The organism is Prosthecobacter sp., assembly GCF_044226605.1.
Lineage (GTDB): Bacteria > Verrucomicrobiota > Verrucomicrobiia > Verrucomicrobiales > Verrucomicrobiaceae > Prosthecobacter.
Genome location: NZ_JBGAGS010000002.1, coordinates 409,372 through 435,488, shown reverse-complemented (window position 1 = coordinate 435,488; position 26,117 = coordinate 409,372). Strand labels below are relative to the sequence as shown.

Below are 26,117 nucleotides of genomic sequence, written 5' to 3'. Positions count from 1 at the left end.
CCAGCCTTGCAATCATGCGCGCCATCCTCTTCACCTTCCTCCTTGCATGCACCCTCACAGCCCAGGCCAAAGACGCCGATTCGGCTCTGACTCAGGACATTCGCAAGTTTCTCAAACTGACCCACGTCGCCGAGCTGAGTTTTGCGGACATCCAGAACAACATTGAATTGCAAAGCCGTGCCAACCCGGATGTTCCGGCTGCATTCTGGAAGGAGCTGTCTGCAAAGCTCAACCCGCAGGACTTCATCGAAAGAATGGTGCCCATTTATGAAAAACATTTTTCCCATGAAGAGATCAAGGCCTGGATTGCCTTCTTCGAATCTCCCCACGGCCGGTCCTTTCTCAAAAGCCAGATAACGGTCCTGAAGGAATGCGCCGCTGCGGGCCAGGCTTACGTTGAGGAAGTGGCGGCCCCGCTTCTCAAAAAACACGAAAAGAAGTAGTCGCTGCCTTCACGGATCGGCGCGGCCCGCTCAATCAAAAATCGATCTTCATGGGCGGCGGCGGAGCTAGCTTCAGCTTCGGACCATCGTCATCCCCTCCGTCCACGGCATCCACAGGAATGGCTTTGCGGATCGGCGTGCCGTCATCGTTGACCGGGCTGGCACGTGGGACCGCCATCTCCGAATTATAAGGATCTTCGCCGATCACCGTGAGAGCCCGCATGCGCACAGGCTCAACGTTCACCCATTTGGAAGTCTCCGCGATGAGAGGGGCGGATCCAAAAGCGCTGATGGGGGACTGGTAGCCAAACTGCTTGATCTCGACTGGCAGTCCTTCGCCGGTGTGAAGATTGCAAAAACCCTCCAGCGGCGTGCCCGGGCGCAAATATTCGAAGTAAGTGGCGCGCACGGATTTTTCACGGCCGTCAGGTCCCTTGATTTTCTCGTAGCAGTAGTCGGTGGCGCGCATGCCGCTGCGCTGGCACATCTCCACACGCTCCGCCGTCTGCGGCGGTTCGATCTCCTGCGGCACGTAACGTGTGATGCTGGCATTCACCATGTCCGTCCAAACCGGCAGCACGATGCGGTTGGAAAAGGCGCCGGGATAGATGGTCTTCTGCTTGTCGAAGCCAGCCCACACGCCGCAGGTGACTCCCGAGGTGTAGCCCATGAACCAAAGATCCTTGAACTCGTAATGCGTGCCCGTTTTGCCTCCGGCCGTGAATTCGCCGAGCTTGTAATCACTGACCGCCGGACTCCCGGTGCCCCGGTGCAGCGCATCCACGAGACAGGTGTGCGTCTGGTAGGCGGCAATGGGGTCCATGCTCTGCACGCTGCGCAGGGCCGCTTCAGAGATTTGAAACACCGCCTTGTCATTGTTGTCGGTGATGCGCTGAATCAGGTTCAGCTTCTGCGGTCGGCTGCCCAGGGTGGGGAAATTCGAGTACGCCAGGCACATCTCACTCAGCCGCACCTCGCTTGCTCCCAGAAACATCGAGGGATAGTCCCGCATTTCGGAGCTGATGCCCGCCTTCTGCGCCACCTGTTTGACCATGGGCACGCCCACACGCTCTCCCAGGCGCACCGTGGCCGAATTGCGGCCTTGGATCAGCGCCTCACGAGAACTCATCGGCGCCTGGGTCCACTTCGGATTGTCCACCTCCGCGCCCCACTCTCCGAGAATGCCGGTGAGACCGCCGATCATCACGCGGCGGTTGTCCAGAGGTGCGTCGTCCACCTTGGTGCCAGGATAAAGCCCTGGATTGCTGAATGCCGCCGCGTACACCAGCGGTGTGAAGGCAGTCCCCGCCGGACGCACTCCGTCTGTCGCACGGTTAAACTGGCTGTCTCCGAAATCCCTTCCGCCCACCATGGCAAGAATGCTGCCGTCTTTGTTATCGATCATCAAAGCGGCTGCCTGCAGATATTCCGGCAGCGGCTTGGGCGTGGCCGGGTCGATCTCACCACGCCTCATGCGCGCGCGGTAGTCGGTCATGATCGCGCGGAACTGCGCAAAGGTCTGGTGCTCGTAGCCTGCGCGTTTTTCCACTTCAGCCATCCGCTTGGTGACAGCTTCTTCCGTGGCTTTCTGCAGATCCTGATCAATGCTCGTGTAAATCTTGAAGCCGCCGATGGAGGCACGCTCTTCACCCACGAGTTCCACCACCTCCCGACGCACCGAGTCAAAGACGTAGCTCAGGCGGGGGTCGGAGCTCTGCGGAGCGGTGACAAGCGGCTTTTTCTTCAGCCTTGCCGCCTCCTCCTTCGTCAGCGTGCCCTCGATGGACATGCGCTCGAGCACATAGTTTCGCTCCTTCAGCGCGCGCTGCGGATGCTTGATGGGCTGGATGTTGTTCGGGCTTTTGATCAGCCCCACAATCGTCGCCGACTCCTCGACGGTGAGATCCTTGGCGTCCTTGCCAAAATAGCCACGAGCAGCGGCCTGAATCCCGTAAAAGTTGATGCCGAAAAAGATGCGGTTCAGATAGAATTCGAGAATTTCAGGCTTCGAAAACTGCTTCTCAATGCGCTGGGCGATGAAGGCCTCCAAAATCTTGCGCTTGTAGCTGCGCTCCAGCAGCTTGAAGGTTTGCCGGGCCAGCTGCTGCGTGATCGTGCTCGCACCCTGCGTCACTTCGCGGGCCACGATGTTTTCCTTCACCGCTCGGGCCAGGCCGATGTAATCCACGCCATCATGCTTGAAGAAGCGCGAATCTTCCTGCGCCACCAGCGCGTCGATGAAGTGCTGCGGCACATCCGTCACCGGCACTGGCGTACGATTCAGCACGTACAAACGGGCCATTTCATCGCCGTCACGATCATAAATGATGCTCGCAGACTCGAGTTTCTTGAGTTCCTCAAGATCAAATTTCTCTGCGTCCCGCCTCAAGGGTGCCACGATAACGCTGTACACACCAAAAGCAGCCACCACGCAAAGCAGCGCAAAGGCCATCAAGGCGCTGAACCAGCCGCGGCGGTAAAAGGGCAGTTTCAGGCCGGCTTCGCCACGCCAGTTGCGCACAGGCTTAAGATCGGGATCATCACGGAACATGGATTGGGAAGAAAGAAGAGCGGACAAACTACCCCCCCTTCACATTCTGCGCCAGTCCTTTCCCTCGGTTCTCCTCCATGTCTTCCCTGCCCCAGATCCTTCGCGCAAAACTCGCCGCCACGCCCTCCGGCCGGCTTCCCTTTGCACAGGTCATGGAACTGGCGCTTTATCATCCTGAGCATGGTTATTATGGCGCAGGGCCACGCAAAATCGGTCGTCAGGGCGACTTTTTCACCAGCGTGAGCGTGGGTCCGTTGTTTGGGAAGCTGCTCGCCATGCGGGCTCTGCAGGAGTGGCGGGATCTGGGGGAACCCGCGGATTTTACCATCATTGAGCAAGGCGCCCACGACGGCCAGCTGGCAGAGGATGTCATGGACGCTCTTGGCGGTACAGGCATCCGCTACCTCATTGTGGAGCCGAACGCCCGATATCGTGAGGCTCAAGCCCGCAGGCTTGAAGGACGCCCGGTGCATTGGGTGGAAAGCCTTGCCGATCTCAAAACCAGCCCGGCCCATGCTTTTTTCTTGTGCAACGAACTGCCGGACGCCTTTCCGGTCCACCTCGTGCGGTGGAACGGCGAGCGCTGGGAGGAATTGTTCGTGGAATCGGACGGCGCGGAAGCCTTTCGCTTCATTCCAGGAGACTGCTCCTGCGGGAATCTGGAGGCCGAGGTAAAACACCTGCCGCACGACCTCGCTACCGGCCACGTCTTGGAAATCAATCTCGCCATGCTGGCTTGGATTCGTGACCTCGCACATTCAGCGTTTCGCGGTGCCATCTTCATTGCCGACTACGGTCTGGATGCGGAGGAGTTTCATGCGGACGCACGGGCGGAGGGCACGATTCGTCGCTACCATCAGCACCAAATGGATGGCCAGGTGCTGGCAGGGCTGGGCGAGTGCGATCTCACAACTCACATCAATTTCACGCGCCTGATCGAGGAAGCCCTGCGGCATGGACTTGCGCAGCGTGAATATGACCTGCAAGGCCGTGTTCTGGGGCGCATGGCCACCTCCTGGATTCAAAGCCTGGAAGGCAGCCAGCCCGATGCAGCCACGATGCGCCAGTTCCAGTCTCTCACCCATCCAGCGCTGATGGGGCGCTCCTTCCGCTGTGTCATTCTGGAGAAACCTCCCGGACGTTAAGAACGTTACAGGGTTTATGCGCATCGGCCTCACAGGCGCCACGGGTTTCATCGGCAGTCATTTTGCTTTGCTGGCGCATGGCAAGGGCCATCAGATCGTGGCCTACTCCCGTGGAAGCAAAGGAGCCCCCGTGGCAGACGAAAACTTGCAGCAGCCGCGGCAGGCGGCCCATGCGCTGCCGGAGACAAAGCTGGATGCGCTGGTGCATCTGTCCGGGGAATCGCTGATGGGGCTGTGGACTGCGGAGAAACGGGATCGGATCTGGAAAAGCAGGGTGGATTTCACGGAAGCTCTCGTTGCGCACCTGGGGACGTGGAAGGAGCAGAACCGCCCGAAAGTGCTCCTCTGCGCCTCCGGCGCTGGATTTTATGGCAACAGCGGGTCGGCCATCGTGGATGAAACCTCTCCACGCGGTGAGGGCTTCCTGGCGGATGTTTGCGCAGGCTGGGAAAGGGCCGCACACCGGGCGGAGGCCCTGGGCATGCGAGTCGTCTCTTTACGCACGGGCATGGTCCTGGGCCGTGACGGCGGGGCCTTTCCCCTGCTGCGTCGCGTTTTTGGCCTCGGTCTCGGCGGCAGGCTGGGAAGCGGCGAGCAGTGGATGTCTTGGATCCACCTCAATGACGCGGTGCAGATCATTCTCAAGGCGCTCGAGACGGAAACAGTGAGCGGCCCCGTGAATCTTTGCGCACCGGGCGCAGTGACGAATGCGGAGTTCACCCGAAAGCTCGCCGAAGCTCTTCATCGCCCGGCCTTCTTTCATGCCCCCGCTTTCGTGCTCCGGCTGCTGCTGCGTGGAATGGCGGAAGAAATGCTGCTGAGCGGCCAGCGCGTCATTCCTCGCATCGCCGCTGAAATGGGCTTCGAATTCGAGCATGCCGACATTTCCGGGGCGTTCAAATCACTCGTATGAAGGCGTGGTTGGCAGTGGCTTGAAACAACTGTAAACAATCGTCCACCACTGCAAATAACCGTCAATTTCCCCAGCATGGCATCCCAGCAGACCACCATCGGCATCATCTACGATTATGACCAGACGCTCAGTCCCACCTACATGCAGGACGAGACGCTCTTCCCTCACTTCGGCATCAATCCCGAGCAGTTTTGGAAACGCAGCCGTGAGCTGGTCAATCAGGAAGGATACGACGGCGAACTGGCCTACCTCAAATGCATGCTCGACTACCTCGAAATGGACCGTCCCACCAACGACGACCTGCGGAAACTTGGCTCAAAACTGAATTTTTTCCGCGGGGTGCCCGAGTTGTTCGACGAGCTGAACAAAGTTCTCAATGACCAGCACCGGCTGCTGGGGGTGAAGATCGAGCACTACATCATATCCAGTGGCCTCAAGGCGCTGCTGGACGGGTCCGCGCTGGCGCCATTTGTGAAGCGCATCTTCGGCTGCGAATTCGGCGAGGACAAAAACGGCCGCATCACCTTCCCGAAGCGCGTGATCAGCCACACCACCAAGACCCAGTACATCTTTCGCATCAACAAAGGCATGCTGGAGCCTCATGAGGACGTGAATGACCACATGGCCCATGAACTGCGCCCCATCCCTTTCCAGCACATGATCTATGTGGGAGACGGCCCCACGGACGTGCCGTGCTTCACCCTCATGAAACGCTACGGCGGACATGCTGTGGCGGTGTACAATCCAGATGAAGTCAGCCGCAGCAGCTTCCGCAAGTGCTACCAGCTCACGGGCGTGGCCGACCGGGTGAAACACATTGCTCCCGCCGATTACCGCTCCGGCAGCCATCTGCGCCTCCTGCTGGAGGAGATGGTCACAGACATTGCCGACGGCATCGTCCGCAAACGGCGCCAGGAGATCGAGGAAGGCACCGTTTCAGCACCTCATTTCTAGCAGACCGCGATCCCTCGCGCCCGCATCTCGCGGAACCATTCCACATAGGCGGGCACCCCTTGCGCTATCGTGGTCGTGGGCTTGAAGCCCAGCAGAGACTTTGCCTTGCTCACATCGGCGGAGGTCAGCGGCACATCGCCGGGCTGCTCAGGCAGTTGATTGATGACCGCCTTCTTGCCGAGGGCATGCTCAATGTTGGTGATGAGTTCATTCAACGTGACGGTCTGCGACCCGCCGAGATTGAAAATGTCGCAGATAGGGCCGCTGCGATAGTTCAGCGCACCGACAATGCCATCCACGATGTCATGAACAAAAGTGTAGTCCCGCGCAGTGCTGCCATCGCCGAATTTGTCGATTGGCTTGCCGTCTTCAATGAGACGGCTGAATTTGGAAATGGCCAGGTCAGGGCGCTGGCGTGGGCCATAGACAGTGAAAAAACGCAGAGCCACCGTCTTGATGCCATAGAGATGGCTGTAGTTTGAGCACATCTGCTCGCCTGCCATCTTGGTCATGGCATAGGGGCTGATGGTTTGAAGAATGGGATCCGCCTCTGCAAACGGGACTTTCTTGTTCACGCCATAGACAGAGGAACTGCTGGCAAAAACAAAGTGCTTCACTCCAGTGCGCCGGGCTGCCTCCAGCAGATGGAATGTGCCTTTGATGTTGGTGTCGATGTACAATTCCGGCTGCTCGATGGAGGGGCGCACTCCGGCCCGGGCCGCAAGGTGAATAACCGCGTCAAAATGACCCTTTTCGAAAGTTTCAGCCACAAACTGGGGATCGGTGATTTCTCCTTCCCGGACCACCACTTTCGGCCCTAGCGCTCGCACGTTCTCCCTCTTGATCGACGGATTGTAATAGTCGTTGAAGCTGTCGATGATCGTGATCTGTGCGGCATCATCTTGAATGAGACGCTCAACGGTATGGGAGCCGATGAATCCAGCTCCGCCTGTGACAAGAATTTTCATGCTAAATAGGGTCCGGGGGCCGTGGTTGCAGGCCGCCGAATGAGCAACTAACGGGCAGCGATCCGACATTTGCAAGGGCATCAGGAGAAAGGGATTGACGCAAGGGGGCGAATTTCGCTAAATGTAGGGGAATTCTCTGAATCATTCATTTTCCAGTCTTTGAACCATGAGCGAACCCGAAAACACGCCACCCCAACCACCTTCTGGCTCAACGCCAAAGACAGCCGCCGTCCCGCTTAAAAAGGAGACCGTGCGCATCACCCTGCGTGGGCGTCCTGGTGCTGGTGTCACCCAGCCTCGTGAGTCCACGGCCCCCATTTCCCCGGCTACCGGCGGCATTCCAGCCTCCTTCAACACGACCTCCGTGGTTCCCATGGTGTCGAAGAAGTCCACAGCTCCGATTCAGCTGCCCTCGGCCCCCCTTCCGCCGCCTGCGCCCAAGTCCAGCACCACTCCGGTGAAGCTGCCTGCGCCGCCAATGTCTCCGCCGTCCCGGAAGGTCACCGCCGCTGTTCCTGTGGTTTCTTCCCCTCCTCCGAGCGCTCCAGCTCCGTCGGGTTCGATGCCCCCTCCGGCACGTCCGCTGGCTCCGCCTACGGCCCCGAGGCCCCCAGGCGCTCCCGTGGCACCTTCGGCCCCCGGCGCTCCCATGCCGCCCCGTCCGGCCGCTCCACCCATGGCGGGCCTGCCGGCAGCCACCCGTCCCCTCAGCCAGAATCCAGCCGCCCCGCCACCCCGCACGGAAACCGGCGCTCCAACCGTCCCTCTGCAGAAGGCACCCGGACCTCGTCCTCCTTCAGCACCTGGTGCTGGCACCGGCCCCATGGCTGGCGGCGCCACCGGTGGTGCTGCCCCACTCCCAAAAGCAACCGTCAAGCTGCAGCCTACTCAGGCCATGCAGCGCCCCTCCATTTCGGCGCCTCCAAGCGCTCCGGTGAAGCGCAGCGCCGCTGCGGACGCAGAGCAGTTTTATGAAGAAAAAGACCCGGAAGCCGGATTGGTGCCATTGTCGGTGATCTGCTTCGTGCTCTCCGCTGTCTTGATGACCGTGCAGCTCCTTGGATCAGACAGCGCCGGCTTCGTCGACAAAGAAGGCGGCTCTCCCGTCAAGGTTCCAGAAGTGCTCAAACAGGATTGGGAAACCTTTTCCAAAGCCAACAGCACCTGGTCCAACGAGAAGTTCGCCAGCACTTTGAAGCCGATTCCTTGAAGCCCCTTCCTGACAGACTCACCTTCACTTTTCTCATTTCATGCCTCTTGCCTGGTTAGTTTTCCTCCTTGCTGTAGCAGCCTTGGCCCTCAATTTCCTCGCCAAGAGCGGTGGCAGCATGTAAGCCGTTTGGAGCAGCGAGTTTTCCCAAACAGTCATCTCATTGCCACCTTTGCGGAGGCAATGAGATTTCGTTTTTATGCATGTGAGTGAGCGCTCATGCGCGAGTGGCGGAAGAGGCGACGAAGAGAACGATGTTCATCTTCCAAAAGCGACGCGCTTCACTCCAGACACGGCGATGCTAAGCGTTCAACAAATCGCGGCCTGACTGTATTCCCCATCCCTCAAACGGCCAGCTTGGCAGCACCGAGGCGAAATATCACCCGCTCCAATCACGTGAGGACTACTGCTTGCCGCCGCGACCACCAGGATTCGGATCCATGTCCAGGTCGAAGTTGAATTTCGGGAAGTCCTTGAGAGTGAAGGACAGGAGAAGACCGAAGTCTGAAATGCCATTGCCATTGTTGCGTGACATCACACCGAAGGAAGCAACCCAGCTGCTCAAGTCCTTCGAAATGCTGTAGCTCTGAAACTGCAGGATGCCCCCCGTCGCTTCGTAGATGTGGTAGGTGTTAAAGCCGAAGTCCTCGTTCAGCCGGGCATAAAAGCGCGTGTAAAGCAGGCTGCTGTTGCGGAAAAACGGGTGGTCGTGAATGTACTGGTGCCCCATTTCAAAGGACGCGTTTTTGTTGATCAGCCACGTGACGCTGTTGTTGGCTTCGGTGAAGCTTCCCACCCCGCCTTGAATCGGCAGCTGCACGTCAGACCTCAGGCTGGCCCAGGGCACCGGCACCCAGAACAGTTCATTGTAAACATTGGAGAGGCTTCGGCCATACTCCGGGTCCTTGCCAAAAACGTTCACGTACGTGTTCATGCCCGCCCAGGTGTAGGTCTGCTCGTCCCCGCCATTGGGCGTCTCCCAAAAACCACCGTACCCATTGCTGCCCATGTAGTCACGCTTGGTCTGCAGCAGGTTGCGGAAACCAACACGCGCCACATTCCATGATCTGAGGCTGTCCACCGCAGTAAACAACGGCACATCAATGGAGCGCGGCCTCGTGGTGGAGGAAAGCCTGTCGATCGCAGGCAGGCCGGCGTTCTGATTTGCATCCAGGTAAGAATAGTTCAAGTAGGGCTGGAACACGTGGCGTATGCCGTTGAGTCCGAGAAGCGGCACCTGCACATCACTCCAGTTTTTGGAGAGCTTGAAGGAAACGTCCAGGCCCATGCTGAAAATGCCTCGGGTGTAGTGGCTGAGCCCGGTCACGCTGCCGACGATGCCCGTGTAGCTTGTCAGGCCCGCACCAATCCTCGGCGTCACATTCAGCCAGCCCATAAAGGTCTTCGGGTACAGAAACTCATGATAGGTGTGGAAGCGCCCGTAACCCGGCTGCCGAAGCCTGCTGGAGATGGCTCCAAGCCCCTGCGTCACATCCAAAGGTGTCAGAGTGGCATTGCGGGACTGCCCCGCGAGACTGAGGAAGGAGGAAGCCGCTGTGCCCAGTGGATCCCCCAGCACACCTGGCAGACCACCCGCCCCCAGCGCCTGCAGGCGGAGAAGTTCGGCCTTTTCCTGGTTGCCCACCACTTCACCAATAATGCCGGCACTGATCGTCCCCTGATGGTAGATCCCCGTGTTCCACAGCGGCCGCCGGGTAAAATCAATGGAGAGCTCGGGCAGACGGGTTGTCGTGCGGTAGAAGTTGTTCAGCTTAAACTTCGCCATCAGCGTGGCGACGTAGGAGTCATTCGTGTGAATGAGGGAAACGAGGTTGTCCGGCTCGCGATTGGTCCGGTAGTCGTTGAAGAAGAAATCCTCGTAGAAGTGGATGTCGCTGATCTTGTTGATGTCGAAATCCAGATACCAAGTGTTAACATCAGGCCCGGGCAGGTAGATACGATGCTGAAAGTTGACGCGATAACGGTTCGTCGGCACCGCATATCGTGTTGCGCTGGTCGCATTCGTGTTGGGGGCGGTGTCGTTGACACCGTAAAGCTTCAGCGTGCCAAAATTCTGCCGGTTCGCACTGTGGCGCAGCGAGATGAAATCCACCCCGGCGCCCACGCCACGTTTGCTGCGGAGGTCAAATTTGTACTTCGCATAAGTGTGGTCGCCATGCACCACGGCCAGCTGTGTGAGCAGGAAGGCGCCCCAGCGGCTCTGAAAGCCGGGCCCAAGCCGCAGGTTTGTCTCCTCATCCAAAGATTTCGTCAGTTTCGGCACCCACAAGAAGGGTGTTTTCCCGGCATACATCTTCACATCCTTGAGGATGGCCCTGTCTTCCGGATAAATTGTCAGCTCTTTGACTGCCAGCCGGTAATTCGGATCCTGCACGTCGTGCGAGGTAAAGGACACCCCTGTGGCATCAATCCGGTTCTCCAACTTGCTGCTGGAGTGGAAATCTTCCGCCTTGAAGAAAAACATGCCCGCCGTTCTCCTGAATCCGCCGCCGCCGGCACCGCCTCCGCTGCCCGTCAGCGCGGTGCCTGGAATGCCAGACGTTCCCGCCGCGATGCCGGTGATCACATTTCTGCCTGACATCTCACCCGTGATCGAGTTGTAGGTGATCGAATCCCCGCGGTAGATCGTGCCATCCCGCCAGATCGTCACTCCGTCCTTGGCAATCACTTCTCCAGTGGACTGGTTGTACTGCGCACTGCCACAGCGCATTTCGACGTTTCCGTAGTGAATATGCACGTCGCCTGTCACCGTCGCGATGCCCGTTTCGGGATCCATCGTGGTCGTTAAACCGCGAATATTTAAATCGCTCGTGAGGCTGTCGAGAAGGGATTGCCCGCTTGCCGCCCCGGCGGCTGCCAGGACGCAAACAAGAACCGTCACGCAAAATCTTGAAAAAATCATAACACGAGAGAGCATCACCCTAAATAGGCAGGAAGATGAGAGTCCCCTAAATAGGCTACTGGGATCGCGGTGACAAGAAAAAGCCGGAGTTTTTTCGCCTCAATCGTCCTCCGTACCGCGACGCACGGAACACACCCCTTTTTTGCTCGGTGCCTGCACAAATTCCAGCATCCGCCGTGCCTTTTCGGACCACTCCCTGCCGCCCGCTTCCTGCAGGGCTTGGGACCGGTTCAGCCCGCTGCAGAACAGCAGCTGAAACAGCTCTTTGACCGACGCCCGGTCCTCAGCGGTGAAACCCTGCCTCCGCAGGCCGATCACGTTCAAGCCCGTCATGCGGTTGATGCGGCTGCCGGCACAGTAATGCGGCAGGTCCTTGCTGAAACTGCTGTTTCCCTGCATCAGACAAAAATCGCCAATGCGTAGAAACTGATGCACCACGGAACCGCCGCCCAAAAAGGCCCCGTTCCCCAGGTGGACATGGCCGGCCAGCAGGACGGAATTGGCGAGGATGTTTTTGTCTCCCAGCACCACATCGTGCGCCAGGTGGCAGCCCACCATAAGAAAATTACCATCACCGATGCGGGTCGCAGCCCCCGGCTTGCTGCCGCGGTGAATCGTCACATGCTCGCGGATCACATTTTTCTTGCCCAAAATGACACTGCTCTGCGTGGCGGGATCAAATCCCAGGTCCTGAGGTTCGGCACCAATCACCGCCCCACGTCCGATTTTGGTCCCCTCCCCCACCACCACATGCCCCACCAGCTGCGCATGCGCCTCGATCTTGCATCCCGCGCCAATCTCGCTGGGGCCCTCGATGATCACATACGGGCCGATTTCGGCCGTCGGGTCGATTTGGGCGCTCGGATCGATCAGGGCGGTTGGGTGAATCATTTCCGATGACCATGGATGCCACCCCGTCAGGGATCAATCCAGACTTGCAGCTCCCGCAAAACTTCCTCTTGGCAGGCTGCATCCCATTGCCTATGGTCCCGATTCCGCAACGCAGCACCAGGAGAGGTGGTCGAGTGGTTTATGGCTCCAGTCTTGAAAACTGGCGTGGGTTTATCCCCACCGTGGGTTCGAATCCCACCCTCTCCGCGCTGACGCTTCCGCACAAGATCAGCGCCCCCTCATGCTCCTACGCTCCGCTTTCTTCGCCGCTCTCGCCTCCCTGCTTTCTGTTTCAGCTTCCGCCGAGCCGCTCCTCGGCGTCCATGGAGAGAACTCCATGCAGCGCGTGCTGGATTTCGAAACCTGGCTGGGCCGCAAGGTGGACGTCATTCTCTGCACCGTGGATTTTCAAAAGTGGGAGAACTACCGCTATGCCAGCTGGCTGAGCCAGACCGTGTATGGACAGCGTGGCGACCGCCGGCTGGTCTATGATGTGCCCATCATCATCAACGGGGCCAGCTATGCAGAGGCGAAGACGGGCGCCTATGACGAACACTGGAAGTGCCTGGCAGGTTCCATCCTGGAAAACAATCCAGGCGACTACGAAATCGTGATTCGCCCGAGCCACGAAATGAACGGCGATTGGTTCGCCTGGGGCGTGGGCGGATCCAAGGCCTCGCAAATCCCGGACTTCATCGAATCTTGGAAACGCTTCCATGGTGTCTTCCGCAGCGTGCCGGGTGGAGCGCGGTTCCGCTTCTGCTTTTCCACCACCGAAGGCGCCAGCGATCCCCGCCCCATGTGGCCCGGAGACGACTACGTGGACCTCGTGGGCCAGGATGTGTACTGGAAGCCGAAGGTCATGGGTGGCGAAGGCTGGGAGACCAACGATCCCAAGGAAGCCTGGGAAAAGCGCGTCAGTCCCTACGGCTACAATGAATGGAACCTCACCGGCATGCTCGCCTTTGCCAAAGCTCACAAAAAACCCTTCCAGATCGACGAGTGGGGCGTGTGGGGTCCCGACGCAGCCTCCTTCGTCGAATCGATGGCAGCTTTCCTGAAAGCGAACGACGTGCGGTCTCACACCTACTGGGAGTCGAACGCCGGCTATCCCGGCGAGCTGCACCAACGCGAGAAGGAATGGCCGGCGACCACGCAGGCGTTCAAGACAGCGTTTGGGAAAGCCAAATAGTCACAGGCTGTTCCACACATGCAGCACTGCATAGCTGCGCCACGGCCGCCATGCCTGTGACATCTCCTCTGCCTGCTTCGCGGTGACTCCGCCCAACTTGTTCCGCACCGCGATGTCTTCCTTCGGAAAAGCATCCGGCCAGCGCAGCGCACGCATGGCGATGTAGTGAGCCGTCCAAGGCCCAATCCCCGGGAAGGTCACGAGTTGAGCGATGGTCGCCTCGGGATTGGCACCCGGCTCCAGATGAAGAGCACCAGAACGGATGGCCTCTGCCATCGCGAGAATACACGCAGCCCGAGTGCGAATGATACCAAGACTGGCGATGCCCTCGACCGTGGAGCGCGTGACCTTCGCGGCCAGGGGCGAGAGACGACTCAGCTCAGGAAACGGCGTTTCGATTTTTTCACCAAAGGCCTCAGCATACCGGCAGGCAATCTTCGTGGCCGCCTGCACCGTGATCTGCTGCCCGAGGATGGCACGCACCGCCATCTCGAAGCCATCGAACGCGCCGGGCACTCGAAGCCCGGGCTTTTGCAAAACGGCAGGTTTCAACCGCGGGTCCTGCATCAGGTGCGCAGCGATGACATCAGGACGCGCGGAGAGGTCGAACACATTGCGCAGGCGGCCAAGCAGCGCAGGCAGAACAGGAGCGAGCGAGTGGGTGAACTCCACCTGCAGCGCGTTCTTGGCAGGCGCGTTGGACACCTTGATCCAACCCGTGTGGTCACCAAGCCGCACCGTGCGCGAATACGTGCCGCCCGAAACGAATTCGACCTCACGAATCGCACGTCCCGCGAGGAACTGCAGCATGGCCTCCCAATCGTAAGGCGGACGATAGCCCAGTTGCAGCGTGGAGGTATCAGTGGCGTGAAGCTTGGCCAGATGTGCCGCAGCTTCTTTACGCAGGCGCGTAGGCGGCATGCGATAATGAGTGCTGAAAGCGTCATTGAATCGGCGCAGGCTGGAGAACCCACTGGCAAAGGCTACATCAATGACGGGCAGCTTGGTATCGGTGAGAAGTTGCTTCGCCAAAAGCAGACGTCGCGTCTGAATCAGCTCAATGGGCGAAACACCAAGCTCCTGCTGCACAATGCGCCGCAACTGGCGCGAGCTGAGATGAAACTGCGCCGCAATCTCTTCCAGTCCCGCGCCATCATCCGCGAGCCCTTCATCCATGCGGTGCACAATGAGATCCGCTAAACGGTGGGCCTGATCCACCGGCGCGTGGCCCGGTGCCAGCTCGGGACGACAGCGCAAGCAGGGACGGAAGGATGCCTTTTCGGCTGCGCCGGCATTGGGATAAAACTGGCAGTTCTCGCGCTTGGGAATTTTAACCGGGCAGATGGGACGGCAGTAAACGCCCGTGGAAGTGACGCCCACGTAAAACACGCCGTCAAAGCGTGGATCGCGGGATTTCAGGGCGCTGTAGGCAGCATCGTCATCAATGAGATTCATGGTGTTTGGAGATGCGGCATGTTGCTTCCATTCCACTGATACGGCTGGCCGTTTTCGGACATGAAGTTAAAATAAACTTCATGTCCGAAAACGGCCAGCGTGCCAGTCCAGAAGGGCCATGATTTACCCCATGAAAGCCAGCACCACCTCTTTGACCTACTTTTACAAAACCATGCCCTCACCTGTCGGCACGCTCACACTGGTGGCCAATGACCATGGACTGGCGGCGGTGCTGTGGGAAGACGATGATCCGAAGCGCGTTCGCCTTGGGCCGCTGCATGAAAACAAGCAGCATCCCGTGCTGCTCGAGGCAGAGCGGCAGCTGCGAGACTACTTTGCAGGTCGGCTCGAAAAATTTGTGCTGAAGCTGGACTTCGCCGGCACTGAATTTCAGAAGCAAGTTTGGGCCGCCTTGCTCACCATCCCATTCGGCCAAACGCGCAGCTACGCGCAGATCGCCGAGCAGATCGGCAACCCCACCGCAGTGCGTGCCGTGGGTGCCGCCAATGGCAAAAACCCCATCTCCATCATCGCCCCATGCCATCGCGTCATCGGTTCAAACGGCAAGCTCACCGGCTTTGCGGGAGGCATGGAGGCAAAGGCGTTTTTGTTGAAGCTGGAAGGCAGGGAACTGGCGCTGGAATAATGGGCCATCACGGCACCATTTCCACCCGCACCTCCACCGCCGAGCTGCGCCCCTGATCATCCAGCACATGCACCCGCCATTTTCCGGCGGCTGCCGTCCACATCACCGGTGTGGCGGGATCGCTGGCACCTAGAAACCGTGCTCCGGCAAACCAGAAAACGCGGCTCACTCCTGGCGCTGTATCCGCGCGCAGCGGGATCGTCTGCCGCGCCGCATCGGATGCTTGCAGGGTGTAAACCAGCGCCGCTCGCGGAGACACAATTTTCGGCACTGCGCCCATGTCTGCCGCGGTGAGAGATTCAGCGCTCGCCTTCAGTGGCGGCGGCGTTTTGCGCGGCACTCCCGCAAGCTTGAACATCTCCAGCAGATCCGGCGGCCAAAACTCAAACACCTCACGCTTCAGGCCACGCCTGCCATCATCACGCGCCACTCGCAGCCCCGTGTCCGCATCCATCAAAACCTCCCGATGAATCTCACACGGTGTGATCGGCGAGACGCCAGGAATGAACCCGCCCTGCACGCGATGCAGGCAATGCGGCGTGGGCAGTTGCCCCGACACCGCGCACAGCTCCACCTGCGCAACTCCCGCAGGCGGTGCCTCACGCTTCATCGGCAGCCGCAGATGTCGAAACGTTTCAAACAGCAGCGGTGCCGCGCACTCGCGCGCGATGAAGGCCGGATTGGCCTTGCCATTGAAATTACCAATCCACACCACCAGCACATACTCGCCGCGCATCCCTGCCGCCCAGGCATCACGAAAGCCATGCGAGGTCCCCGTCTTCCACGTCACCGCCGGATCATCCATCACCGCCTCGCCTTCTCGCGTGCGCAGCATCTCCCGCGTCAGATATCGCGACTCAGCAGTGAGCAGGGGCTTGGCCGCGGAGGCACTCGGCTCCGTTTTGAAATAACTCAGCCGCCTCGCGCCGCCATCGCTCGCCAGCAGCGCGTAGAGTTCCGCCAGTTCCTCCATCGAGACTTCACCACCACCGAGCGGCAATGACAGCCCGTAAAATTCCGCAGGCTGCGGCAGAGCCACGCCAGCCTCCTTGAGAAATCCGTACAAGCCCGGCGCATCCAGCCGCTGCGCCAGCGACACCGCCGGAATGTTGCGGCTGTGATACAGCGCATCCTGCGCGGAAATCGGCCCCGCAAAGTTGCGGTCAAAATTCTCCGGATTGTAGCTGCCGAAGGCCATGCGCCCATCCCGCAGCAGCGTGTGCGGATGGATCAGCCCCTGCTCCATCGCCAGCGCATAGATGAATGGCTTCAGTGCCGATCCCGGCGAGCGCCGCGCCAGCACTCCGTCCACCTGTCCCTGAATCGAGCTGTCAAGAAACCGGCTGGATCCCACATAGGCCAGCACCTCCCGCGACGGAGCATGCACCAGCAGCGCGCACGCATTGGTGATTCCCACCTCACGCTTGCGCTCCACATAATCATTGAGCGCCTCCTCCACACCACGCTGCCGGTTGCCATCCAAAGAGCAGCGCAGCGGCGTCCCGGACCCCGCGCGGTCTTCCACCGGCTTCTCGGCAAACAGTCGCCGCGCCAGATGCGGCGCCTCACGTGGCACCGGCTGCAGCTGCCGCAGCGTGAAAGCAGCATCCAGCGGATCAGCAGGCAGGCCCCTCTCCACGCGCAGGCGTTCCCACAGCCGATGCTGTGCCGCGGCCAGACGCGCATTGTCACCCGTCGCACTCGGCCGCCGCGTCGTCGGACTTTGCGGCAGCACAGAGAGCGTCACCGCTTCCCGCATCGTCAGCTCACGTGCCGGCTTCCCACACCACAGCAGGCTCGCCGCCCCCACTCCTTCCACATTCCCGCCATAGGGCGCCTGGTTGAGATAGGCCTCAAAAATGGCGTCCTTCGAATAATGTTTTTCAAACTGCACCGCACGCAGCATCTGCCATGCCTTGCCCCACGGCGTGCGGGTGTGCAGATCATAGCGCAGCCTTGCGAGCTGCATCGTGATCGTGGAGCCACCGCCTCGCGTCGAGCCAGAGACCACGCCCCATGCCGCACGCAGCATCGAAAGCGGATTCACCCCGGGATGATCATAAAAATGGCGGTCCTCCAGCGTAAGCGTCGCCTCGGTCAATGCCGGGCTGATTTCCGTCAGCGGCACATAGCGCCGATACTTCCCGTCCGGCGTCAGCGCCAGATGCAACAGCCTGCCATTGCGATCCTCCAGCGTGCGTGAAAATCGAAACTCCGTCGGGTATAACTCCGGCTGCGGCAGCAGCAGCCAGATCAGCGCCAGCAGCAGCAATGCCTCTCCCGACCAGCGCAGGAGGCGCATTCGCTGCAGGCGATGAAGCAGGCGCATGACCGTCACTCCACGTTCACTTTGCCACCGCCATCGCGTCCCTTGGTGCCACGGTCATACATGCTTTCGGCAAACACCGGCGGGATCGCATAACTGCCTACGGCAATCGGTTTGATGCGGTACGAAAAGGTCTTCACCTCGCCCTTGCCCAGCCCGCAGAAGAACACATTGCGATCTTCGCGCACATCCACGTAATCCGCGCCCGGGATCGTGCCGCGCCCGGGCTTGAGCCCGTTCGGTTCCAGCTCAAAGCTGCCGGGCATCAAATCGAGCACAGCAATGTTGCTAAGCGCATCGGGAGACACATTGCGCACACTCAGCCGCACCAGCGCGCCTTCACCCACCTTGAGTTTTTCCACCGCCTTGCCATCCGCTCCCAAAATCTCACGAAACACTTCCAAACCATCGGCGATGCGTTGAGTCGGCACACCGGTGTCAAAGCCTGCCTCAGTCACCTGATAGAAGGCGCCAAGATCACGCCCGCCTTCCTGTGCAAGACCGAAGCGCAAGCTTCCAGCCTGGGCGCTGAAGTCGCTCTGGATCAGACCCGTCGTCTCCGCCACCAGCACGCTTGGCGGACCACCTGCCCGCGCCAGTTCGCTCAATGACACCTTCACGCCCGACTGCTTCGCGAGGTCGGAGTAGGCCTTCAGCGCCAGGATCGTCGTGGCGGCGCTGATGGTGTTGAATCGGTTGCGCGCCAGCGGCTCGGTGATCACAGACAGATCATCATAACCAAAGTTCCCCGCCAGTTCCGGGAAGTGTTTGCAGGCCACTGCAAAGCCTTCCGCCTGGCTCACCTGCGGATCTCCATAGTACCAGCCATGCCACCTCAGGGGTGCCTGCCCTTGGCCTTTGCGCACGGCAGCCCAGTAATCCTGCATCAGCACCACCGCCTCCGGACGCTTCTGCAGCAGCGCATACGTTCCCGCCAGATACGCCGCCGTGAGATGCCCGCGCCACGCCTCCTGATGTTTCTGCCGCAGATTGTCACGCAGGTTCAGCACATACGTGGAGGTGTTTTCGCCATGACGCGTGAGCAAATAGATCGCCGCCGCCTGGATCGCCGCATCGTCCAGGCTGCCCACCGGCTGCCGCGCCATCTGCTTCATGCGATTGCGCGCACCCTCCAGCAACGCGGAAGGCACCGCATGGCCCGCATCCCGCGCCTCTGTCAGGAACCGTGTCACATAGACGGAGAGATAATCCATGCCCGTGAGTGCATCCGAATCCCAGTAGCCAAATCCACCGTTCGAATGCTGGCGGCTGCGCAACAGCGCAAAGGCCCCGTCCAGCTGCTGCGCGGACTCCGCGGCATCAAAACCAAAATCCACCTCCTTCGCCAGCAGCAGCCGTGCAACAGCGCGGCTGGTGATCTGTTCGGAGCATCCATACGGATACTTGTGCAGATAAGACTCCAGTCCACGCGCAAGTCCCAGAGGCAGCGCAGATACATTAGCATTCAGCTTCCGATACTGCGGATACATCTCCCGTGTGACCTTCACGTCATGCGCATTCTCGCGGAAGTACCCGCTCTGCACATTCGTGATGTACGGCGCAGCAGGCCGCACACTCAGCGTCGCCCGTCTCAGCACAACCTGCCCGGCGGCTTCCGCTTTGAAGGCGATCTCTGCGCCGCCAAGTTCATCCTTCACCTTCACCCGGAAACGCACCGTGTCCTCCTTGCCTGTGGCCACGTTGATCGCACCCTTCGGCGATTCGATCACTTCAAGGTGTGGCGTCACCTGCGCCACAACACTGATCGGCGCATTCGCCTCCGAGCCTTCGAGATTGTTCGCCACCGTGAGCGACGCGATGAATTCATCTCCCGGCGCGGCAAAGAACGGCACATTCGGCGTCAGCACCAGCGGCCCGCGCACGATGCTGCTGGTCTCCGCGCGGCCCACCGCATCCTCGGCCACAGCCACCGCCATGACGTTGAGCTTCCCGGCAAAATAATCCGGCACTGTGTAGCTGACTTCCTGCCGCTCAGGCCCCGCGGCGATCAGGCCCGACCAGAACACCACCGGCGGTTCCTTGCGCCGTTTAAACGGATTCAAGTTCAGCCGCAGCGGCTTGTCCGCATCTCCCCCGTAGGCCTTGTTTTGCGCGATGAGCGAAAACTCCGGCAGGATCAAATCCATCAACTGCTCCGTCTCCACTTCCATTGCACGTTTGCGGCTCAGATGCGCCAGCGGATCCGGCAGTTTGTAATCGCTGATCTGGTGAATGCCCGCATCCACCGCATAGACCACGATCCTGCAAGGCTTCGCCGCCGAGAATCCAATCTTCATCACGTCCCCCGGTTTCACCTTTTCCGGCGTATCGATCTTCACTTCAATTCGCCGCTTGTCCGGATTCGCAATGAAGTGCTCCACCGCATAGCTCAGCGGCGAGGTGAAAATTTCCTTCGAGTCCAGCGCACGCACAAAGGACGCGTTCACATACGCCGAGCCTTCAATGTCATTCGGCACCGTGATGTGCTGCACGCTGGCCGTCGTGCCCGCCTTGAACCACTGCCACCCCAACACACGCTCACGCTCAATGGTAATGAGTCCCGCCCCCGTGTAAGTCGCGCTCAGGCTCGCTTCCAGCGACTCACCGCTATTCCACGCACCCTTCGCCAGTTTGATGCCCAGTTCCGCATCGCGCTCCATGCTGCGATCCAGGTCTCCCTTGCCCACCACAGTGAATGGCGTGGCACAGACCACATTGTTTTCTGCATCACGCAGTTCCAGACGGAACCCACCGGACGCATTCGTTGGCAGCGCATAAATGCCGCCTTCAACCGGCAGCGCAAACCGCGTCTCCGTCATCATGGACTCCCTCTGCGTGGAGACATACGCATAGCTGCCGCTCTCCTGCTTCGTCAGTACAGACACATGCTTGATCTGAATCAGCCGCGCCATGAGATCCTTCGGTGCAAAAGGTTTCAAGTCCGGCCCCACGGCCATGAAGCGCACATTGGCCACCGTGTCCTTGCCCAGGTAGTCAAGCTTCGCATCCGGCTTGTAACCGATCACATAAGGCAGCGCGGCCACCAGGAAATTTTTCCCGCTGCGAACACTGCGCCCGCCATCAGCTTCAAATCCCTCGATAAGCAGGCTCACCTGAAAGCAGCTTTTGTCAAAACGCTCGAGTGCCAGATCAAACTGCGCCGCACCGGTGTCGTCCGTCGTCTTTTCGCCGAGATTGATCTTCTGCCCCGCCTCAGTCTCTTCCGTGTCCTCCGCCTCCGGCAGACGATTGTGGAAGATGAAATCCGGGAACTGCGAGAACGCGAATGAACCCGGGCTCAGTTCCATCCGCGCTTTCAGCACACGCTTGGCAGCCGGAAAACCAAACAAAGTTTGCAGCGAGACATCCGCTTTGATATCGCGCGGCTGCAGCCACCCGGCGAGTTCACTACCGGTGAGCGTCACATCGATCTTCATGCGATCCGGCTGGAAGTCCTCCACCTTGAAGGTCGTCTGCCCAAGCCGGAGACGGTCATTGACGCCTCGGATCAAATACAGCCGCGCGATATAGCGTCCCGTTGGATCGGTCTCATCCGTCTTCATCTTGACCTCCATGAAACCGTCTCCGGACAGCACGATCTTCTGCGTGTCGATCACCTCGTCCTTCGCGCTCACAAGGTCCATCTCCAGCGGCAGCCCCGCCAGTCCGGCGCTCCAGTCACGGCGCTTCAGCACCGCGCCCAGGTGAATGTCATCCCCCGGCCGATACACGCCGCGCTCGGTAAACACAAAGGCCTCCAGCGCCTCCTTCTCCGAGGCCATCACACCGCCAATGTCGAAACGTGAAAAGTCGAGCAGGCGGTCCGGACGATCAAACGGCAGAAAGGACAGGTCATTGCCCAGCGTGGCCACAATGGCCACGGGCCGCTTTTCCCTCTGAAACTTGGCCACATCTGGCAGGAGCACATGCCCGTCGGCCGTGGTCTGCTGCAGCAGATACTCGCCGTTCTTGGCCAGCACAGTGATCACAGCTCCATTCACCGGGTCACCGCTCTGGATGCTTTGCACAAACACATCGCGCGAGCCGTCCGCATTCTTTTTCACCATCAGGCCCAGATCGGTGACGAGGACGAAGCGCTTCGTCGTCGCCTGATCCATTACCCGCCAGTCATCCTCCACGTCATCTCCCTCCATGCTCTTTTTGCCTCCAGAAACGGGTTCCACTCCGTCCGCTGTGAGCAGAAACAAACCGCGCGATACATCCGGATCTGCAGCATCTGGAGCTTGCAGTGCACTGGCGAAGTCGATCACCGAATAGCAGGCCTGAAACTCGTTCTTCATCGCCACCGGCTGCACACGGCGCATGAAGTGAGCGATGTTTGATTCGTCAAAACGGTCATACATGGTGAAGTAGGGATTGGCAAAGTCGCCCTCCGTCATCACCACCAGGTGGTTCACCTGCCGCGCCGGCACCCGCGCCATGTTCACGCGCAGAAAAGGCACGCCGCGCGATTGCAGCGAGAGCTTACGCTCGCCATTGAGAGCCAGAATGCCCCCCTTCCCCAGCAGCTGCACCTCCTTTGGAAAACGTGGAGGATAGGCAAAGGTGCGCACCTCCCGGCTGAGCCGGAAACCGCCGAGAGCCTCGACTCCCTTCGTGACACGCACAAACAGACGCCCCTGCTTTTCCGTGAGAAACTTGAACGCATGCCGCGTCGTCGCCGGGTGATCATCACTCAGCTCCAGTTCGACCGGCTTGAGCGCCACTGGGGCGAACTTCTTCAGCATATCCTCCGTCACATCGTTCACGCCCGGATGGACGCGGCGGCCGCTGACATCCACGATCTGAAAGCCGACCGGCTCCTGCCACACACCCAGATGCTTCATCAGGCTCTCCGTCGTTGCATAGCCTTCCGTGTTGATGAAGAGAAACTGCTCAGGCTCGCCATCCTCTGTCTTCAGGATGTCCGTGCTTGTCTCGGTGATCTTGAAACCGCTGTCCACATCCGGCACGCGCACCTTTGAGACGAGATCCGCAGTCAGAGATCTGCCACCAACCGTGCTGGTAATTTCCTTGTGCAGCGTCACCTTCACATAGTCCTCCTTCTCCGGCACCTGGATGCGCGCCGTGCGGATCCAGAACTCGCGCTGGAATTTCCCTTCCGTGACCGTGAAGAGCGTGTCGGGCTGTTTTCCTTTCCAGTCGAAAATTTTGGCGCCTCCCACCACCTCCAGTGACACCAGTTGCTCCACCTGTGCCTTGGCCAAAGGATGAGTCGAGGTGAAACCCACCACAACATTTTGCAGCGATGGATCGCGCGGATCGATCTCAAACTCTGAGCTGGAAACGGAGAGCACCAGCGGCGCTGTCGTCCCCTTCCAGCTTGCCTCTTTCAAAGCCACTTCTTTGGGCAGCTGTGACGGATCAAGCTTTACAGTGAATTCCTGCCCCGAAGGCCAGTCCTTCGCTGGCGTGAACTCCAGCAGCTTGTCAGAAGTCCATTTCCAAGTCCCGGGATGTTCAGGAGAGAGAGTGACACCAGTGGCCGCCTTCCCAACAGCATCCAGCCGTGCCAGGGATGCATTGAACGCCACCTTCATCGGCTGCGGTTGCGGCTTCTCTTTGATGATTTGAGTGAGCTCAGGCATCACCAGCACGCCTGTGACCTGCCGCACTTCCAGCCGCACCTGAGGTCGTGGCCGGTGCGCGTCAAGATAGTGACGCACCTGCGGCACGATCAGGCACATCGCGCCTGCGAAAACAATGGCGAAGGCATAACAGCCTGGATGCCGTCGCACATGATCATCCGCCGCACGGGCAAAGCGCGGCAGCCAGGGCGGCGGCTGATAATGAAATTGCCCAAACAATGCGCGCATCAGGCGCTGCACCCACGAACCGGAAAAATCGGACATAAAAAGGGAGAGATTTGTAGGTGGAGATTAATCCTCCGGTTTTCCCGCGCTCGGGGAATCTTATGGCAAAAAATGATTTTTAATCCCTTGATTCTGTCCGCGACTGCCTCGGTTTCCGCCCCCCGATAGTTCGGGGGGACTGCATGAATTGACATGCCGCACCGTATGAAAATCCGATGCCAGCCCGCCACCTGCTCCCATGCCTTGCCACCGCCCTGCTGCCCGCTTTTTGCGGCTCTGGACTGGCCGCGCCTGCCGCAAGTCTTGACCCCAGGGTGCAGTCCTATTTTGAAGAACATTGCCTGAAGTGCCACGACGCCGATGTGCAGAAAGGTGACTTCCGCATGGACACCCTGTCTCCCAAAGTCGGCTTCGAAAACACGCCGCAGTGGCTGGAGATCATGGAGCGCATCAATTCGGGCGAGATGCCGCCGAAGAAGGAGAAGAAGCGCCCCGAAGCAGCAGCCTCCGCGCAGGTCGTGGAATGGATCGCCGCAAGAATGAAAGAGGGCGAGCACGCACGCATGGCCTCACGTGCGAAGGTGAGCTACAACCGCCTCACTCGGGACGAGTACGTCAACACCATCCGCGACCTTCTCGGCGTGGAATACGACGCCAAGGATCCCGGCGCGTTTCTGGAAGATCCTGAGTGGCATGGCTTTGAGCGCATCGGCTCCGTGCTCACGCTCTCACCATCCAACATCGAGAAATACCTTGCCGCGGCGGAGACTGTTTTGAACGAGGCCTACCCCGACATCACACCTCCCGCGAAGAACGCCAAACCGGTGGTTCCGTTCGGCGGCTCGAAGCCCGTCCTCTATGAAGAGCAGATCAGCGAACGACATCGCGAGCGCCTGCTTGAGCTGGGCCTGCTGGACAAAGTGCGCTATGACATGTGGCCGGGAGACATCTTCCGCTACTCCTTGCTCAAAGACCCGCTGCCCGAAGCCGGCGTGTATGAGATCAGCTACACGCTCAGCGGATTGAAGCCTGACAAAGGCCGTGCGCCGCGCATCAAAGTGTACGAGGCAAAGCTGGACCGCGTCTTGTTTGAGCAGGACATCGTCGCCCCTGAGGACAAACCAATCACGGTGACCTTCCGTGCGCATCTGCCCAAAGGCCGCCCGAACATCGAAGTCTATAATGACGTGCCCGGTCCGTCCAACCTGCCACGCTCAGGCCGCCATGGAGACACCCCGTTTATCAGCACCAAAATGGGCCGCATCCCCTGGCAGATGAAGCTCACCGATGAGCAGGGAAAGCCCCGCTATCCCTTCCTCATCATGGACTCCATCTCATGGCGCGGCCCGCTCGTCAGCGATGCCGAAAAGAAGCTGCGGAATGACTACATGCCGCAGGAAGAGGGCAACATGGAGCAGGTGCGCGAGTGCCTCGCCACATTGGCACGCCGAGCTTTCCGCCGCCCGATCACCGACGAAGAACTCGATGGCTACATGAGCATCGTGAAGGCCGAACTCGCGGCCAAAGAAAAATTCCGCGACGCAGTCAAGGCGGGCATGCTTTCCATCCTCTGCTCCAAGAGCTTTGTTTTCCTTGCCGAGGGCGACGAAAACGCGGCACGCAACACGCTCAATGATTGGGAGATCGCATCTCGTCTCTCCTACCTGCTCTGGAACACCACGCCCGACGCAGAACTGGCTGCGCTGGCTGAGCAAGGAAAGCTGCATGACAAGGCCACGCTCTCAAAGCAGGTGGTCCGCCTGCTGGCAGACGCACGCTCCGTCCGCTTCACTGACTCCTTCGCCACCCAGTGGCTGCGCCTGCGCAAAGTGGGCATGTTCCAGCCCGACAAGAAGCTCTACCCCGACTACGACAAGGCGCTGGAATCCAGCATGATGGGAGAAACCAAAGCATTCTTCCATGAGGTTTTACAGGGCGGCCACACCTTGCGCGACCTGCTCCACTCCGACTGGAGCATGATGAACCCGCTCCTCGCGCAGTTTTACGGCTTGCCCGAGACCGCTGCATCGGGCGCTGAATTCCAGCGCGTGTCGCTGCCTGCTGACAGTCATCGCGGCGGACTGCTAACCCAGGCCTCAATCCTCTCGCTCACCTCCGACGGCGTGCGCCATCGCCCCGTCCACCGCGGTGTGTGGGTCATGGAGTCCATCTTTGGCAAATCCCCTCCCCCGCCGCCTGCAAACGTCGATCCCATCGCCACCAATCCGGCTGCGCCCAAAGCCACGCTGCGTGAGAAGCTCGAAGCGCATATCCACGACGCGAACTGCGCCTCCTGCCACGCCAAGATCGATCCGCTGGGACTCGCGTTTGAAAACTACGATGCCATAGGCCGCTGGCGCACCGAAGAGGTCACCGATGGCACCGGCACCAACCCAAAGGTCAAAGCTTCAGGCAAGCTGCCAGATGGTCGCGAATACCAGACCGCTGATGACTTCAAAAAACTGCTCCTCTCAGACCTCGACGCCTTCAACGCCACCTTCATCGAGAAGCTCGCCACCTACGGCCTGCGCCGCAGCATGTCCTTTGATGATCGTGAAGACCTGAAAGCCATCGCAGCCACCAGCAAGGCAAAGGACTACCGCCTGAGAGACATCGTCGAGGCCTTCGTTTGTTCTAACCTGTTCCAGAAGCGCTAACAGCAACAC

General features: G+C 59.7%; 16 protein-coding genes and 1 tRNA gene. 9 read left to right on the top strand and 8 right to left on the bottom strand.

Translation table 11 applies throughout. The annotated features are described in order from the left end of the window. Window positions 1–14: 14 nt before the first annotated feature. Window positions 15–443, top strand: coding sequence for a DUF2059 domain-containing protein (locus tag ACILSO_RS03825; protein WP_395736040.1), 429 nt, complete (start codon window positions 15–17; stop codon window positions 441–443). Between the two features lie 34 nt (window positions 444–477). Here ACILSO_RS03825 and ACILSO_RS03820 read toward each other — a convergent pair whose 3' ends face one another. Beyond that, window positions 478–2,994 carry a transglycosylase domain-containing protein gene (locus ACILSO_RS03820; protein ID WP_395736039.1) on the bottom strand — a complete coding sequence of 839 codons (2,517 nt, stop codon included), beginning with the start codon at window positions 2,992–2,994 and terminating at the stop codon, window positions 478–480. A 77-nt stretch (window positions 2,995–3,071) separates the two neighbouring features. On the opposite strand from ACILSO_RS03820, the gene ACILSO_RS03815 reads away from it, so the two are divergent. The 3 genes from ACILSO_RS03815 to ACILSO_RS03805 all read left to right on the top strand — a co-directional run bounded on the left by ACILSO_RS03815 (window position 3,072) and on the right by ACILSO_RS03805 (window position 6,006). Then, window positions 3,072–4,139, top strand: a complete 1,068-nt coding sequence (locus tag ACILSO_RS03815) for a class I SAM-dependent methyltransferase (protein ID WP_395736038.1) — start codon at window positions 3,072–3,074, stop codon at window positions 4,137–4,139. A 16-nt stretch (window positions 4,140–4,155) separates the two neighbouring features. Then, on the top strand, window positions 4,156–5,052 hold the full coding sequence (locus tag ACILSO_RS03810; RefSeq protein ID WP_395736037.1) for a TIGR01777 family oxidoreductase: 897 nt from the start codon (window positions 4,156–4,158) through the stop codon (window positions 5,050–5,052). Window positions 5,053–5,127: 75 nt separating this feature from the next. Next, on the top strand, window positions 5,128–6,006 hold the full coding sequence (locus ACILSO_RS03805; protein WP_395736036.1) for an HAD family hydrolase: 879 nt from the start codon (window positions 5,128–5,130) through the stop codon (window positions 6,004–6,006). On the opposite strand, the gene ACILSO_RS03800 is transcribed toward ACILSO_RS03805, so the two are convergent. Together ACILSO_RS03800 and ACILSO_RS03795 are read right to left on the bottom strand one after the other, a co-directional pair. Then, the gene (locus ACILSO_RS03800) at window positions 6,003–6,974 is read right to left on the bottom strand and encodes an NAD-dependent epimerase/dehydratase family protein (protein WP_395736035.1); all 972 of its coding nucleotides are present in this window, start codon (window positions 6,972–6,974) and stop codon (window positions 6,003–6,005) included. The two genes, ACILSO_RS03805 and ACILSO_RS03800, sit on opposite strands and share 4 nt — an antisense overlap. Window positions 6,975–7,376: 402 nt before the next feature. Next, entirely contained in the window at window positions 7,377–7,625 is a 249-nt protein-coding gene (locus ACILSO_RS03795; protein ID WP_395736034.1) for a hypothetical protein, read from the bottom strand. On the opposite strand from ACILSO_RS03795, the gene ACILSO_RS03790 reads away from it, so the two are divergent. Beyond that, window positions 7,624–8,184 carry a hypothetical protein gene (locus tag ACILSO_RS03790; RefSeq protein ID WP_395736033.1) on the top strand — a complete coding sequence of 187 codons (561 nt, stop codon included), beginning with the start codon at window positions 7,624–7,626 and terminating at the stop codon, window positions 8,182–8,184. The two genes, ACILSO_RS03795 and ACILSO_RS03790, sit on opposite strands and share 2 nt — an antisense overlap. A 403-nt stretch (window positions 8,185–8,587) precedes the next feature. Here the strand turns inward: ACILSO_RS03790 and lptD are convergent, their stop codons facing one another. Both lptD and lpxA read right to left on the bottom strand, forming a co-directional pair. After that, window positions 8,588–10,981 (bottom strand): LPS assembly protein LptD, encoded by a 2,394-nt coding sequence (gene lptD, locus ACILSO_RS03785; protein WP_395736032.1) that lies wholly within the window; start codon window positions 10,979–10,981, stop codon window positions 8,588–8,590. Window positions 10,982–11,206: 225 nt separating this feature from the next. Continuing rightward, window positions 11,207–11,998, bottom strand: coding sequence for an acyl-ACP--UDP-N-acetylglucosamine O-acyltransferase (gene lpxA / locus ACILSO_RS03780; protein WP_395736031.1), 792 nt, complete (start codon window positions 11,996–11,998; stop codon window positions 11,207–11,209). Window positions 11,999–12,118: 120 nt separating this feature from the next. On the opposite strand from lpxA, the gene ACILSO_RS03775 reads away from it, so the two are divergent. Together ACILSO_RS03775 and ACILSO_RS03770 are read left to right on the top strand one after the other, a co-directional pair. Further along, a tRNA-Ser gene (locus tag ACILSO_RS03775) sits at window positions 12,119–12,205 on the top strand. Between the two features lie 34 nt (window positions 12,206–12,239). Beyond that, window positions 12,240–13,190: a glycosyl hydrolase gene (locus ACILSO_RS03770; protein ID WP_395736030.1), complete on the top strand. Its 951-nt coding sequence runs from the start codon at window positions 12,240–12,242 to the stop codon at window positions 13,188–13,190. On the opposite strand, the gene ACILSO_RS03765 is transcribed toward ACILSO_RS03770, so the two are convergent. Next, a complete protein-coding gene (locus ACILSO_RS03765) occupies window positions 13,191–14,645 on the bottom strand; it encodes an AlkA N-terminal domain-containing protein (protein WP_395736029.1) in 1,455 nt (484 codons plus the stop codon). 130 nt (window positions 14,646–14,775) lie between these two features. On the opposite strand from ACILSO_RS03765, the gene ACILSO_RS03760 reads away from it, so the two are divergent. Continuing rightward, window positions 14,776–15,291 carry a methylated-DNA--[protein]-cysteine S-methyltransferase gene (locus ACILSO_RS03760; RefSeq protein ID WP_395736028.1) on the top strand — a complete coding sequence of 172 codons (516 nt, stop codon included), beginning with the start codon at window positions 14,776–14,778 and terminating at the stop codon, window positions 15,289–15,291. A 7-nt stretch (window positions 15,292–15,298) separates the two neighbouring features. On the opposite strand, the gene pbpC is transcribed toward ACILSO_RS03760, so the two are convergent. Together pbpC and ACILSO_RS03750 are read right to left on the bottom strand one after the other, a co-directional pair. Continuing rightward, window positions 15,299–17,620: a penicillin-binding protein 1C gene (gene pbpC / locus ACILSO_RS03755; RefSeq protein ID WP_395736027.1), complete on the bottom strand. Its 2,322-nt coding sequence runs from the start codon at window positions 17,618–17,620 to the stop codon at window positions 15,299–15,301. Window positions 17,621–17,625: 5 nt separating this feature from the next. Continuing rightward, a complete protein-coding gene (locus tag ACILSO_RS03750) occupies window positions 17,626–23,490 on the bottom strand; it encodes an alpha-2-macroglobulin (RefSeq protein WP_395736026.1) in 5,865 nt (1,954 codons plus the stop codon). 176 nt (window positions 23,491–23,666) lie between these two features. Between ACILSO_RS03750 and ACILSO_RS03745 the strand changes: the two genes are divergently transcribed. Then, the gene (locus tag ACILSO_RS03745; RefSeq protein ID WP_395736025.1) at window positions 23,667–26,108 is read left to right on the top strand and encodes a DUF1592 domain-containing protein; all 2,442 of its coding nucleotides are present in this window, start codon (window positions 23,667–23,669) and stop codon (window positions 26,106–26,108) included. Window positions 26,109–26,117: the final 9 nt, after the last annotated feature.

What these genes read in the sequence shown, in the direction of transcription:
- ACILSO_RS03745 (WP_395736025.1), top strand. Translation starts at nt 23,667, where the DNA reads ATGCCAGCCCGCCACCTGCTCCCATGCCTTGCCACCGCCCTGCTGCCC.
- ACILSO_RS03750 (WP_395736026.1), bottom strand. Translation starts at nt 23,490, where the DNA reads ATGTCCGATTTTTCCGGTTCGTGGGTGCAGCGCCTGATGCGCGCATTG.
- ACILSO_RS03765 (WP_395736029.1), bottom strand. Translation starts at nt 14,645, where the DNA reads ATGAATCTCATTGATGACGATGCTGCCTACAGCGCCCTGAAATCCCGC.
- ACILSO_RS03820 (WP_395736039.1), bottom strand. Translation starts at nt 2,994, where the DNA reads ATGTTCCGTGATGATCCCGATCTTAAGCCTGTGCGCAACTGGCGTGGC.
- ACILSO_RS03795 (WP_395736034.1), bottom strand. Translation starts at nt 7,625, where the DNA reads ATGGGAGCGCCGGGGGCCGAAGGTGCCACGGGAGCGCCTGGGGGCCTC.
- ACILSO_RS03790 (WP_395736033.1), top strand. Translation starts at nt 7,624, where the DNA reads ATGCCGCCCCGTCCGGCCGCTCCACCCATGGCGGGCCTGCCGGCAGCC.
- lptD (WP_395736032.1), bottom strand. Translation starts at nt 10,981, where the DNA reads ATGGATCCCGAAACGGGCATCGCGACGGTGACAGGCGACGTGCATATT.
- lpxA (WP_395736031.1), bottom strand. Translation starts at nt 11,998, where the DNA reads ATGATTCACCCAACCGCCCTGATCGATCCGAGCGCCCAAATCGACCCG.
- ACILSO_RS03815 (WP_395736038.1), top strand. Translation starts at nt 3,072, where the DNA reads ATGTCTTCCCTGCCCCAGATCCTTCGCGCAAAACTCGCCGCCACGCCC.
- ACILSO_RS03770 (WP_395736030.1), top strand. Translation starts at nt 12,240, where the DNA reads ATGCTCCTACGCTCCGCTTTCTTCGCCGCTCTCGCCTCCCTGCTTTCT.
- ACILSO_RS03760 (WP_395736028.1), top strand. Translation starts at nt 14,776, where the DNA reads ATGAAAGCCAGCACCACCTCTTTGACCTACTTTTACAAAACCATGCCC.
- ACILSO_RS03825 (WP_395736040.1), top strand. Translation starts at nt 15, where the DNA reads ATGCGCGCCATCCTCTTCACCTTCCTCCTTGCATGCACCCTCACAGCC.
- ACILSO_RS03805 (WP_395736036.1), top strand. Translation starts at nt 5,128, where the DNA reads ATGGCATCCCAGCAGACCACCATCGGCATCATCTACGATTATGACCAG.
- pbpC (WP_395736027.1), bottom strand. Translation starts at nt 17,620, where the DNA reads ATGCGCCTGCTTCATCGCCTGCAGCGAATGCGCCTCCTGCGCTGGTCG.
- ACILSO_RS03810 (WP_395736037.1), top strand. Translation starts at nt 4,156, where the DNA reads ATGCGCATCGGCCTCACAGGCGCCACGGGTTTCATCGGCAGTCATTTT.
- ACILSO_RS03800 (WP_395736035.1), bottom strand. Translation starts at nt 6,974, where the DNA reads ATGAAAATTCTTGTCACAGGCGGAGCTGGATTCATCGGCTCCCATACC.